This window comes from Roseococcus sp. (genome assembly GCF_965227005.1).
In the GTDB taxonomy this organism is placed as follows: domain Bacteria; phylum Pseudomonadota; class Alphaproteobacteria; order Acetobacterales; family Acetobacteraceae; genus Roseococcus.
This window is the reverse complement of sequence record NZ_CBDDFJ010000003.1, coordinates 110,044-122,595: the sequence shown is the minus strand read 5'-3', so window position 1 is coordinate 122,595 and position 12,552 is coordinate 110,044. Positions and strand designations below refer to the sequence as shown.

Here is a 12,552-nt window from a genome sequence, read left to right as displayed (position 1 = left end):
GGCGACCTGCGGCGCATCAATCCGCATCGTGTCGATCTCTTCGGAGGAGAGGCGTCCCCGGTGGGGCGTCCGGACTTCAAATCCGGGTGGGGCAGCGAGACTGTCCCGGGTGGGTTCGACTCCCATTCTCCTCCGCCAGAGGCCGCATGATTCCCGTGATGGAAACCGATTTCGACGAATGGCTGGTCGCGACCCATCGCGAGGCCGGCGACTTCACCATGCTCTTCGTGCTGATGGCGATCCGCGAGACGAGCGTGACGCCCCTGCGCTCGGCCTGGCTGCATGTGGTGGGCGACGAGACGCGCTGGCCGGAGATGAAGGCGCTCTTCGCCGGCGCCGGGGTGGACTGGTCCGGCGTGGTCTTCTGGCGCGCGGGTCAGGAGGGGCTGGTCGCCGATGGCGAGGCGCGGGCGCGGCTGACCTCGCTTACGCGCAAGCTCCACGAGGACCGCAGGCTGATCCGCGACGGCGACTTCTTCAACGCCGAAGGGCTACGCCTCGAACTGGAAGAGCTGAAGCCGCACTGACGCGGCTAGCAGTCACCGCGCGGCGGGCGGATCGGCGCGCCGATGGGGTCCAGGCCCCGCGCGATGGGCGCGTGCCATTCCGGCGATTGCGGCGAGACGCCGGCCGGGGCCGGGATGCCGGAGGTCGGGCCGCTGGTCGAGGCATTGCCCCGCTGCGCCGCCCATCCCGTTGTCTGCGGAGCGGGATCGACGGGCGCCGCCTGGGTCGAGGGGCCGCAGCCATCGACGGTGCCCTGGCCCGAAGGGGGCTGGGAGGGCCGTTGCTGGGCAAATGTAGGTCCGGCAAAGGCGAGGGCCATGACCAAGGCGAGGGGGATGCGCATCGGACGTCTCCTGTCCTTTCGGAGAGAACCGCCGCCGCCCCCTGCGGGTTGCCTCGATCGCGCTACCGCACCACGATCCGACCCGGTCCCGCCTCGGCCCGCCCGATCCGCCGCGCCAGCGGATAGCCGGCGGCGAGGATCCGCTCCACCAGCCCATCCGCCGCCTCGGCCGCGCAGGCGATCAGCAGCCCGCCGGAGGTCTGCGGGTCGGCGAGGAGCAGGCGCTCCCAATCCGGGCAGTCCGCCGGCAGTTCCACGCCCTCGCCATAGCTGTCCCAGTTGCGGTGCGAGGCGCCGGTGATGAAGCCCTGCTGGGCCAGCGCCTCGGCATGCTGGAGGAAAGGCAGGGCCGCGCGGTCGATGGTCAGCGTCAGTCCCGAGCCGCGCGCCATTTCCAGCCCGTGGCCGAGGATGCCGAAGCCGGTGACGTCGGTCACGCCATGCACCGCCGGATCGGCCGCCAGCTCGCCGCCCACGCGGTTCAGCAGGGTGGTGGTGGCGATCATCTCGGCATAGGCGCCCTCGGGCAGGAGGCCCTTCTTGATCGCGGCGGAATAGACGCCCACGCCCAGGCCCTTGGTCAGGATCAGCGCGTCGCCGGCCCTGGCGCCCGTGTTGCGCAGCACGCGGTCGGGCCGACCGAGCCCGATCACGGCCAGGCCATAGACCGGCTCGGGACAGTCGATCGAATGGCCGCCGGCGACGGGGATGCCCGCCTCGGCGCAGATGGCCGCCCCGCCCGCCAGGATGCGCCGAACCACCGAAGGGTCGAGCTTGCCGATGGGCATGCCCAGAATGGCCAGCGCCATGATCGGCTTGCCGCCCATCGCATAGATGTCGGAGATGGCGTTGGTCGCGGCGATCCGCCCGAAATCCTCGGGGTCGTCCACCATGGGCATGAAGAAATCGGTCGTCGCCATGACGGTGAGATTCTCGTCCACCTTCCACACGGCGGCGTCATCGGCCGTTTCCGAACCGACGAGGAGCTGGGCGAAGGGCCCGGCCATCGGCTGGTCGGCCAGCAGGCTCTGGAGCACGGAAGGGGCGAGCTTGCAGCCGCAGCCGCCGCCATGGGCGAGCTCGGTGAGCCGGATCATCGGGACGTCCATGGCATTCTCCTTCGGCCGTCATTATGTGGCCACGCCGCGGATCTTCACCAGTCGAAGCACGCGCGGAATTGTCGCTCCTGCCCGGCGCTGCTAACGAAGATGGCTGGGCTCGGTAAGCTTCCTAATGCGGGAAGCCATGTGGCACCGCCAGAGAACAGAGAATGAAGCCGGCATTCCAGTCCAAGAACGATCTCGCCATCTACGCTCTGATCGCCATGACCACCGTGGCGACTTTCATCGCCGACCTTCTGCTGCCGCTCAACATCGCGGTCTGGGTCCTCTACTTGGTGCCTGCGGCTTTGGCCTATCTGGTCTGGCGGCCGTCGGTTCCCCTCATTCTCGCGGCGGCGACCACCGTCCTGATCTGGCTCGGCTATCTCTACAGCCCGCCCGGCGGACAGCTCCAAACCGCCATGATCAACCGCTCCTTCGGCGTGGTGACGGCCTGGATCATCGGCGTCACGGGCTTTTTCTTCATCCGCGGCAAGCTTGAGGTGAAGCGGCAGGACTGGCTGCAATCGGGCCATATGGCGCTGAACCTGCGCATGGGCGGCGAGCAGAGGGTCGAGGATCTCTGCCGCAATATCCTCGCCTTCCTGGCCGAGAAGCTGGGCGCGCAGGCGGGCGCGCTCTTCGTGCGGCGTGAGGACGGCTTCCGCCTCCAGGCGTCCTACGGCGTGCCGGACGCCTCGCGCCTGCCCCAGGCCGTCGGCGCCGGCGGCGGCGGGCTGCTCGCCGAGGCGCTGCGCGACCGCAGGACGCTCCTGCTGCGCGAGGTGCCGGAGGGCTATCTCTATTTCGGCTCAGGCCTCGGGGAGGGCCGGCCGCGCGAGCTGCTGATCGCCCCGGTGTACCTCGACGACGACGTGAATGCGCTGCTGGAGCTCGGCTTCACCCGGACGCATCCCGACGCGGAAGCCTTTCTGGCGCAGGTCTCGCGCTCGGTCGGCGTCGCGCTGCGCTCGGCCAAGTATCGCGAGCGCCTGCACGAGCTGCTGGGCGAGACGCGCCGCCAGTCCGACGAGTTGCAGACCCAGAGCGAGGAGCTGCGCGCCTCTAACGAGGAGCTGGAAGCTCAGACCCGCCAGCTCCAGACCTCACAGGCCGAGCTGGAGCAGCAGCAGCGCGAATTGGAGCAGACCAACGCCCAGCTGGAGGCGCAGGCCCGCGTCCTGGAGGTCCAGAAGGACGACCTCACCCACGCGCAGTCCGCGCTGCGCGGCCAGACGCGCGACCTGGAGCAGGCGAGCCGCTACAAGTCCGAGTTCGTCGCCAACATGTCGCACGAGCTGCGCACGCCGCTGAACTCGCTGCTCATCCTGGCGCGGCTGCTGGCCAATAACCGCGACGGCAACCTCAACGCCGAGCAGATCCGCTTCGCCCATACCATCGAGGCCTCGGGCAACGACCTGCTGCTGCTGATCAACGACATCCTGGACATCTCCAAGATCGAGGCCGGGAAGCTGGAGCTGACGCCCGTGCGCGGCCGCGTCGCGCCGATGGTGGAGAAGCTGGCCGCCACCTTCCGCGCCCAGGCGGCCGAGAAGGGCATCGAGCTTCGCGCCGAGATCGCGGCCGACGCCCCGTCCGACATCGAGACCGATATCCAGCGCCTGGAGCAGGTGCTCAAGAATTTCCTCTCCAACGCGGTGAAGTTCACCGCGCGCGGCGAGGTGCGCCTCAGCGTGGCGCGCCGCCCGGGCGGGCATGTCGCCTTCACGGTGCGCGACAGCGGCATCGGCATTCCGGCCGAGCAGCATCAGGCTATCTTCGAGGCCTTCCGCCAGGCCGACGGGACGATCAACCGCAAGTATGGCGGGACGGGACTTGGCCTTTCCATCTCGCGCGAACTGGCGCGGCTGCTGGGCGGGCATATCGAGGTGGAGAGCATCATGGGCCAGGGAAGCGCCTTCACCCTCTCGCTGCCCGAGGTCTATGACGCGGCGCTGGTGCCCGCCAGCGACGCGGGCGGGCTGCGCGCCACGCCGATGATGATCGACGAACCGCAGCGGACCCTCCGCGTGCCGGCCGCCCCGCCGGCGCCTCAGCCGCCGCCGAGCCGTAGCCGCGGCATCGAGGACGACCGTGCCGCGCTGGATGGCCAGAGGCGCGTCATCCTGGTGGTCGAGGACGATGCGGCCTTCGCGCGCATCCTCTACGACCTGGCGCATGAGCTCGGCTTCCAGTGCATCGCGGGCGCCACGGCCGATGAAGGCGTGGAGCTCGCGCGGCAATATCTTCCGCACGCCATCATCCTGGATATCGGCCTGCCCGATCACACCGGCCTCTCCGTGCTCGAGCGCGTGAAGCGCGACACGCGCACGCGCCACATCCCGGTGCATGTCGTCTCGGTGAGCGACTACACCCAGGCGGCCATGTCCTTCGGCGCGGTGGGCTACATGCTCAAGCCCGTGAAGCGCGAGCAGCTGGTCCAGGCGCTGGAGCGGTTCGACAAGCGCTTCGCCGAGCGCCTGCGCCGCATCCTCATCGTCGAGGACAACGTCAATCAGCTGGAGAGCCTGAAGTCGCTCCTCACCTCGAGCGAGGTGGAGACGATCGGCGCGCGCACCGCGGCCGGCGCGCTGGAGGCGCTGCGCAAGCAGACCTTCGACTGCATGGTGCTCGACCTCAGCCTGCCCGACGCCTCCGGCTTCGATGTGCTGGAACAGCTGCGCGGCGACGAGGACACGGCCTTCCCGCCCGTCATCGTCTATACCGGACGCGATCTCAGCGCGGAGGAGGAGCTGCGGCTGCGGCGCTACTCCAGCTCCATCATCATCAAGGGCGCCAAGTCGCCCGAGCGGCTGCTCGACGAGGCGACGCTCTTCCTCCATCAGGTCGTGGCGGACATGCCCGACAAGCAGCAGCGCATGCTGGCGCGCTCGATGAATCGCGATGCGGCGATCGAGGGACGCAGCATCCTCATCGTCGAGGATGACGTGCGCAACGTCTTCGCGCTCACCAGCATCTTCGAGCCGCATGGCGCGACGGTCACCATCGCGCGCAACGGCCTGGAGGCGCTGGCCGCGCTGGAGCGCGCCCAGAAGGGCAATGCCGAGCCGATCGACATCGTGCTGATGGATGTGATGATGCCCGAGATGGATGGCCTCACCGCCACGCGCGAGATCCGTGCCCGCCGCGAATGGCGCAGCCTGCCCATCATCGCCCTCACCGCCAAAGCGCGGCCGGAGGACCAGGAGCAGTGCCTGGCCGCGGGCGCGAACGACTATCTGGCCAAGCCGCTCGACGTGGATAAGCTGCTGTCGCTGGTGCGCGTGTGGATGCCGCGATGAGGGTCTGGACCGCGCCCCAGGAGACGGAGGAGATCGAGGTCGATCTTCTGCTGGAGGCGCTCCATCAGCGCTACCATTACGACTTCCGGGGCTATTCGCGCGCCTCCGTGCGCCGGCGGCTGGAGGAGGCGCGACTGCACTTCGATTGCACCAGCCTGTCCATGCTGCAGGACCGTCTGCTGCACGAGCCCGCCATCCTGCCCGGGCTGATCGATCTGATGACCATCCAGGTCAGCGAGATGTTCCGCGACCCGGCCTATTTCCGCCATCTGCGCGAGAAGGTGATCCCGCACCTGCGCACCTATCCCTCGCTGAAGGTCTGGGTGCCGGGTTGCGCCGACGGCGAGGAGCTCTATTCGCTGGCCATCCTCTTCCGCGAGGAAGGGCTGGACGAGCGGACCATCTTCTACGCGACCGACATCAATGCCGGCGCGCTGCGCAAGGCCGAGGCCGGCATCTACGGCCTCGACCGCATCGCGCTCTTCACGGAGAACCACCGCAAGTCCGGCGGCAGGACGTCGCTCTCGGAGTATTACTCGGCCGGTTATGGCGCGGCGGTCTTCGACCGGACACTGCGCGCGCGCACGGTCTTCTCCGAGCACAGTCTCGTCTCGGACGCCGTCTTTGCGGAGATGCAGCTCATCTCCTGCCGCAACGTGCTGATCTACTTCGACCGGGCCCTGCAGGACCGTGCCATTGGCCTGTTCGCGAACTCGCTCGTGCATGGAGGGTTCCTGGGCCTGGGCGGGCAGGAGACGCTGCGCTTCTCGCAGCATTCCTCCGCCTTCGCCGATTTCGCCAGTGAGGAGCGCATCTGGCGCCGCAAGGAGGCGCTGCGTGCCGCTTGAGGACATCAAGTTCCTGCTGGTCGATGACCTGGAGGAAAACCTCTTCGCGCTGGAAGCGCTGCTGCGCCGCGACGGCCTGCAGCTCTTCCGCGCGAAATCCGGCCCCGAGGCGCTGGAACTGCTGCTGAAGCACGACTTCGCGCTGGCGCTGCTCGACGTGCAGATGGACGGGATGGACGGCTTCGAGCTGGCCGAGCTGATGCGCGGTACGGGCCGCACGCGACGCGTGCCGATCATCTTCCTCACCGCCGTCGCGACGGATGAGCGCCGGCATTTCCGGGGCTATGAGACGGGCGCGGTCGACTTCCTCTTCAAGCCGATCGATTCCTACATGCTGGCGAGCAAGGCCGGCGTCTTCTTCGATCTCGCGCGGCAGCGCCAGGAGCTGGCGCGCCAGCGCGACGACCTCCGCTCCGGTGCGGAAAAGCTGGAGGAGGCGCTGGCGCGCCAGCGCGCCCATGCCGACAACTCGCCGCTCGCACTGGTCGAATTCGATCACGCCTTCCGGGTCACCGACTGGTCGCTGGGCGCCGAGCGCATCTTCGGCTGGACGCGGGCCGACATGACCGGGCGCCAGCTTGGCGAGGCCGGCTGGCTGGAGGCGGGCGATACCGGCTTCGAGGCGCTGCGCCACGAGTTGCTGGCGGGCCGCGCGCCGCGTGCCGTGCGCGACATCCGTCTGCGGCGCAAGGACGGCACGCCGGCGGAATCCGAATGGTACTGCTCCGCGCTGACGGCGCCCGATGGGGCGCTGGTCTCGGTCTCCGTGCAGATCCTCGACATCACCGAGCGCCGGCGCGCCGAGGCGACGCAGCGCCTGCTGATCGGCGAGCTGAACCACCGCGTGAAGAACATGCTGGGTACGGTCCAGGCGATCGCGGCGCAGGGGCTGCAACGGGCGACGCATCCGGAGGATTTCGTCGACGATTTCTCCGGCCGCATCCAGGCGCTGGCACGCGCGCATTCGCTGCTGAGCGATTCCACCTGGCAGGGCGCGATGCTGAAGGGCTTGATCGAGGGCCAGCTTCGCCTCGGCACGATCGACATCGACCGGTTGACGATCGCGGGGCGCGACATCCGCCTCGCGCCGCAGGTCGCGCTGCATCTGGGACTGATCCTGCACGAGCTCACCACCAACGCGAACAAGTACGGTGCCCTCTCGACCTATTCCGGGCGGATCGAGCTGGATTGGCACGTCGCGGGGGACGTCCTGAATTTTCGCTGGATGGAGCGCGGCGGCCCGCCGGTCACGGCACCCGTCCGGACCGGCTTCGGCACGCAGCTGATCGAGCAGAGCGTGGGCGCGGATGGCGGCTCGGCCGTGGCCAATTACGGGGCCGAGGGCCTCACCTGGGAGATCGCGCTGCCATTGCGCGCCGATGGCTGGGAGAACGCGGCGGCTGCGCCCTCGGCGCCGCGCGCGGAGGCGCCCAGGCCGATCCGCGCGGCCGACCTGCCGGCAGCCAGCCTGGAGGGCCTGCGCCTGCTCATCGTCGAGGACGAGCCCATTATCGCGCTCCAGATGGTGACGGTGCTGGAGAAGGCCGGCGCGCAGGTCGTAGGCACGGCCGGGACCATCGCGCAGGCCCTGAAGGCCATCGAGAACGTAGCGCTGGACGGCGCGCTGCTGGACGGCAATCTGCGCGGCCTGCCGGTGCAGGAGGTCGCGGCGTCGCTGACGGCGCGCGCCATCCCCTTCGCCTTCGTGAGCGGCTATGGGCGCGAGCACCTGCCGCGCGGCTATGACGAGGTGACGATCCTGCGCAAGCCCTTCTCCGTGACGGACCTGCTGGCCGTCGCGGGCCGGCTGGTGCCGGCGGTACAGAGCTAGGCGCTTCTGCGCCCGGCCGGCGCCGCCAGCGCCGCCTCGATCTCCGCGCTCGTCTGCACGTCGCCGAAGAAGAGGTAGAAGGCGATGAGCGAGGCGTTGTGCTCCGCATCCGTCATCGCCGCATTCGCGTCCGAGACCATGATGGTGCGGAAGTTCAGCATCATCGCGTCGCGCGCGGTGCTCTCGCAGCAGACATTGGTGAGCGTGCCCGTGACCAGCACGGTGTCGATCCCACGCGCGCGCAGCCGGCCCTCCAGATCCGAGGCGCCGCGGATGAAGCAGGAATAGCGGTACTTCGGCACGATCTCGTCGCCGTCGCGGATGTCCAGCGTCGGCCAGAATTCATGACCCTTGGTGCCCGGCGAGACCGAGCGGATGCGCGCGGCCCGGCGGGCGGGGCTCGCCTGCTCCTCCAGCACGGACCATTCCAGGCGCGACTGCTCCGTGGTGGCGTTCTGGATCCAGCAGACCGTGCCGCCCGCCTGGCGAAGGCTGCCGGCGAGCCGGTTGATGGCAGGCACGATGCCGGGCGCGGTCGGCACGCTGGAATGGCCGACCTCCGCATCCATATAGCCGTTCTGCATATCCACCACGAGCAGCGCGGTGCGCGTCGCATCGAGCTCGGCGAAGGGATGCGGCGTGCCGCAGCGCTTCACCACGCGCGCGACGACGCTCTCGGGGATGTCGACGGCATGCTGCTTCACGCAAATTCCTCCACGGGCTGGCCGACGCGGATGCAGCGCACGATGCGCCCCGGCTCCGGGCTGACGGGCGGCGGCATGCCTGCATTGCAATCGGCCACCATCCTCGGGCAGCGCGGCGCGAAGCTGCAGCCGGGCGGCAGGCGGCGCATGTCGGGCGGCGCGCCGGCGATGGTCTTGAGGTCCTGGTCGCGCGGCTGGTCATGCACGGTCGAGGCCAGAAGCCCGGCCGTATAGGGGTGCTGCGGGTTGCGCAGCAGGTCGCGCACCGGGCCCGTCTCCACCACGCGGCCGGCATACATGACGGCCACGCGATCAGCGATCTCGGCCGCGACGCCGAGGTCGTGGGTGACGAAGATCACCGACATGCCCAGCTCCTGCTGGAGCTTGCGCAGCAGGATGAGCACCTGGATCTGCACCGTGGCGTCGAGCGCGGTGGTCGGCTCGTCCGCCAGCAGCAGCTTGGGCTCGCAGGACAAGGCGAGGGCGATCATCGCGCGCTGCCGCAGCCCGCCCGAAAGCTCGTGCGGATAGGCGTCGAGCCGCCGTTGCGCGGAGGGAATGCGCACCAGGTCGAAGAGATCGAGCGCGCGCTGCCGCGCCGCCTTGCGGCTGACGCCGCGGTGATGCGCGACGACCTCGGCGATCTGGTCGCCCACGCGCGCCACGGGGTCGAAGGCGGTCATCGGCTCCTGGAAGATCATGGAGACGGTGGCGCCGCGCATCCGCCGCAGCGCGCGGTCGTCCATGGCCTGCACGTCCTGGCCGTCGATGCGAATCCTGCCGGTGATGACGCTGCGCTTGGGCGGCAGCAGGCGCATGAGCGCGCGCATGGTGACGCTCTTGCCCGAGCCGCTTTCGCCCAGCATGCACATCACCTCGCCGGGCATCATGGAGAAGCTGACGCCGTTCACGGCGCGGACATCGCTCTCGCGCGTGACGAAGTTGACCGAGAGGTCCTCGACCTCGACGAGGGGTTTGGGGAGCTCGCTCAATGTCGCACCGCCTGGCTGTGACCCGAGGCCGGATCTTCCATGTGGCAGGCCGCGGCATGGTCGTCGTGGTGCTGATGCCCGAGCAGCGGCGCCTTCGCGCTGCACAGGGCCTCGGCATGCGGGCAGCGCGTGTGGAAGCGGCAGCCCGAGGGCGGGTTGATCGGGTTGGGGGGATCGCCGCTGACCGGCGCCTCCTCGCGTCGGTTGTCGGGGTCGAGGGCGGGGCGGGAGGCCAATAGCGCGCGCGTATAGGGGTGCCTGGGGTTGTTGTAGAGCTCGTCGGCCGGGCCGATCTCCACCACCTCGCCGAGATACATCACCATCACCCGGTCGCTGATCCAGCGCACGACGCCGAGGTCGTGGCTGATGAAGACATAGGTGAGGTTGAGGTCGCGCTTGAGGGCCTGGAGCAGGTTCAGCACCTGCGCCTCCACGCTCTTGTCCAGCGCGGAGACCGCCTCGTCGAGAATGATCATGCGCGGCTTGAGGGCGAGCGCGCGTGCGATGTTGATGCGCTGCTTCTGCCCGCCCGAAAGCTCGTGCGGATAGCGACCGCCGAAGAGGGCGGGGTTCAGCCCCACCTTCACCAACAGCTCGCGCGCCATGCCGATGGCCTCGGCCTTGGGCGTGCCGAAGGCGATGGGCCCGAAGGCGATGGAGTTCTGCACCGGCATGCGCGGGTTCAGCGAGGAGGCGGAATCCTGGAAGACCATCTGCATCTGGCGGCGCATCTCGGCCACGCTGATGCCTTGTGTCTCGCCCACCAGGTCGCCGTCGAAGATCTGCTCGCCCGCATCGGGGATGACGAGGCGCATGAGCAGCCGCGCCACGGTGGATTTGCCGCAGCCGGACTCGCCCACGATGCCCAGCGTCTCGCCCTTGCGCACCGCGAAGGAGATGCCGTCCACCGCGCGCACATGGGCCTTGGCGCGGCCCAGGATTCCGCCGCGGATGGCGAAGTGCTTCCTGAGCCCGTTCACGGTCAGCAGCGGCTGCTGCGGGCCGCCGCGGTCTCGTGCGTCATTGTCCTCGACGGCGAAGGAGGTCATGGCCATGGCGTCCTAGCTCCGCACGTCCATGGCCGAGCGCAGACCGTCGCTCACCAGGTTCATGCTGATGGAGGTGATGAGGATGGCGATGCCGGGCATCGCCGCGACCAGCGGATTCACATAGATCGACTGGCGGAGCGCGTTCAGCATGAGGCCCCAATCCGGATCCGGCGGCTTCACGCCGAGGCCGAGGAAGGAGAGGCCCGAGGCCAGGATGATCGCGACCGAGATCAGGCTGGAGGCGTAGATCAGTACCGGTCCCAGCACATTGCCCAGCACATGGTGCCAGAGCACGAGGCGCATCGGCGCGCCGGTCGCGCGCGCGGCATCCACGAAATCGAGGTTGCGGACCTGGGTAGTCGCCGTCTCGGCCACGCGGCAGAGCGGCGGGATGAAGACGAGCGACAGCGCGATCATGCCGTTCACCGCGCCGCCGCCCATGGCGCCCGAGATGGCGACGGCCAGCAGCACCGAGGGGAAGGCGTAGAACACGTCCACCGTGCGCATGATCGCCATGTTGATCACGCCGCCGGTATAGCCGGCGAGCACGCCGAGGCTGCCGCCGATCAGCGTTGCGACGAGCACCGGCAGCATGCCCATCGTCAGCGTGATGCGCCCGCCATGGAGCAGGCGGGAGAGCACGTCGCGCCCCAGCTCGTCCGTGCCGAGCCAGTAGCGATCCATGTAGCCCGGCGGCTTGAGCCGGCGGATGATGCTTTCCTGGTAGGGGTCGAAGGGCGCGATGAGCGGCGCGAAGACCGCCGCCAGGATGATGAGCGTGAGCACGGACAGGAAGAAGAGCGTCACGTAGTCGTAGCGCAGGCGATAGCCGACCGTGCCCCAATAGCCGCGCTGGCTGGGCAGAGCGAGCTCGGTGGTCTCGGCGGGGAGAGTGTCGCTGAGGGCGGTGGACATGCTCGTCCTTTCAGCCACGCCGGATGCGTGGGTCGAGGGTGGACTGGATGAGGTCCACGGCGAGGTTGGTGACAACGAAGATCATCGCCAGGACGAGGATCGCGCCCTGCAAAATCGGGATGTCGCGGTTGAGGATGGCCTTGCTCAGCAGATAGCCGCTGCCCGGCCAGGAGAAGACGGTCTCCACCAGGATGGAGCCGCCCATCAGCGTGCCGAACTGCAGCCCCATCACGGCCAGCACCGGCGGCAGGGCGTTCTTGATGGCGTGCTTGAGCACGCGCCATTCCGGCAGGCCGTTGGCACGCAGGGTGACGACGAATTCCTGGTTCATCACCTCCGAGATCGCCGAGCGCGTGGTGCGCGCGATGATGCCGACGGGAATCATGGAGAGCGTGATCACCGGCAGGACGAGATATTGCAGGTGGTCCCAGCTCGTGGGGTCGAAGGTGTCGCCCGCCGTGCCGGAGGCGGGCAGGATCATCATCTCCACCGAGAAGATGATGACCAGCACGATCCCTAGCCAGTAGTTGGGCACCGAGACGCCGAGCACGGCGACGCCGGTCACCATGCGGTCGATCCAGGTGCCGGATTTGCGCCCGGCGACGGTGCCCAGGATGAAGGCGACGCTGAAGGCGATGAGCACCGCCACCGTTGCCAGGAGAATCGTGTTGCCGAGCGAGCGCTGGATCTCCTCCAGCACCGGACGGCCATTGGCGATGGAGCGGCCGAAATCGCCATGCATCACGCGCCAGAGCCAGTCGAGGTACTGAATGGGCAGCGGCCGGTCGAGGCCGTACATCCGCTTGAGGCGGTCCACGGTCTCGGCGTCCGCATCCGGCGGCAGCAGGGTCTGGATGGGGTCGCCCGGCGCCAGGAAGACCAGCGCGAAGCAGATCATCGAGACGCCCAGTGCGATGGGGATCGCGGCCAGAAGCCGCCGGATCACGTATCCCAGCATCGC

General features: G+C 68.8%; 11 protein-coding genes and 1 tRNA gene. 5 read left to right on the top strand and 7 right to left on the bottom strand.

The genetic code is table 11. The features are described 5' to 3' along the window. Nucleotides 1-42: 42 nt before the first annotated feature. Both ACO057_RS00800 and ACO057_RS00795 read left to right on the top strand, forming a co-directional pair. A tRNA-Sec gene (locus ACO057_RS00800) sits at nt 43-138 on the top strand. A gap of 20 nt (nt 139-158) precedes the next feature. Next, nucleotides 159-527 carry a hypothetical protein gene (locus tag ACO057_RS00795; protein WP_421988447.1) on the top strand — a complete coding sequence of 123 codons (369 nt, stop codon included), beginning with the start codon at nt 159-161 and terminating at the stop codon, nt 525-527. A 5-nt stretch (nt 528-532) separates the two neighbouring features. Here ACO057_RS00795 and ACO057_RS00790 read toward each other — a convergent pair whose 3' ends face one another. Together ACO057_RS00790 and selD are read right to left on the bottom strand one after the other, a co-directional pair. Next, nucleotides 533-850: a hypothetical protein gene (locus ACO057_RS00790; RefSeq protein ID WP_421988446.1), complete on the bottom strand. Its 318-nt coding sequence runs from the start codon at nt 848-850 to the stop codon at nt 533-535. Between the two features lie 62 nt (nt 851-912). After that, nucleotides 913-1,959 carry a selenide, water dikinase SelD gene (gene selD / locus ACO057_RS00785; protein ID WP_421988445.1) on the bottom strand — a complete coding sequence of 349 codons (1,047 nt, stop codon included), beginning with the start codon at nt 1,957-1,959 and terminating at the stop codon, nt 913-915. A 161-nt stretch (nt 1,960-2,120) separates the two neighbouring features. On the opposite strand from selD, the gene ACO057_RS00780 reads away from it, so the two are divergent. The 3 genes from ACO057_RS00780 to ACO057_RS00770 are packed head-to-tail and all read left to right on the top strand — an operon-like array spanning nt 2,121 to nt 7,931. Beyond that, nucleotides 2,121-5,252, top strand: a complete 3,132-nt coding sequence (locus tag ACO057_RS00780) for a response regulator (protein WP_421988444.1) — start codon at nt 2,121-2,123, stop codon at nt 5,250-5,252. Next, on the top strand, nt 5,249-6,100 hold the full coding sequence (locus ACO057_RS00775; protein WP_421988443.1) for a CheR family methyltransferase: 852 nt from the start codon (nt 5,249-5,251) through the stop codon (nt 6,098-6,100). The genes ACO057_RS00780 and ACO057_RS00775 overlap by 4 nt, the downstream gene beginning before the upstream one ends. Next, complete coding sequence (locus ACO057_RS00770; protein ID WP_421988442.1) at nt 6,090-7,931, top strand: response regulator; 1,842 nt, start codon at nt 6,090-6,092, stop codon at nt 7,929-7,931. Before ACO057_RS00775 ends, ACO057_RS00770 begins: the two co-directional genes overlap by 11 nt. On the opposite strand, the gene ACO057_RS00765 is transcribed toward ACO057_RS00770, so the two are convergent. From ACO057_RS00765 to ACO057_RS00745, 5 genes are read right to left on the bottom strand one after another with little or no spacing between them, the layout of a single operon-like run. After that, on the bottom strand, nt 7,928-8,635 hold the full coding sequence (locus ACO057_RS00765) for an isochorismatase family protein (RefSeq protein ID WP_421988441.1): 708 nt from the start codon (nt 8,633-8,635) through the stop codon (nt 7,928-7,930). The two genes, ACO057_RS00770 and ACO057_RS00765, sit on opposite strands and share 4 nt — an antisense overlap. Next, entirely contained in the window at nt 8,632-9,627 is a 996-nt protein-coding gene (locus ACO057_RS00760; RefSeq protein WP_421988440.1) for an ABC transporter ATP-binding protein, read from the bottom strand. Before ACO057_RS00760 ends, ACO057_RS00765 begins: the two co-directional genes overlap by 4 nt. Beyond that, nucleotides 9,624-10,682, bottom strand: coding sequence for an ABC transporter ATP-binding protein (locus ACO057_RS00755; RefSeq protein ID WP_421988439.1), 1,059 nt, complete (start codon nt 10,680-10,682; stop codon nt 9,624-9,626). Before ACO057_RS00755 ends, ACO057_RS00760 begins: the two co-directional genes overlap by 4 nt. A gap of 6 nt (nt 10,683-10,688) precedes the next feature. Then, nucleotides 10,689-11,591 carry an ABC transporter permease gene (locus ACO057_RS00750; RefSeq protein ID WP_421988438.1) on the bottom strand — a complete coding sequence of 301 codons (903 nt, stop codon included), beginning with the start codon at nt 11,589-11,591 and terminating at the stop codon, nt 10,689-10,691. 10 nt (nt 11,592-11,601) lie between these two features. Further along, nucleotides 11,602-12,549, bottom strand: a complete 948-nt coding sequence (locus ACO057_RS00745; protein WP_421988437.1) for an ABC transporter permease — start codon at nt 12,547-12,549, stop codon at nt 11,602-11,604. Nucleotides 12,550-12,552 lie beyond the last annotated feature (3 nt).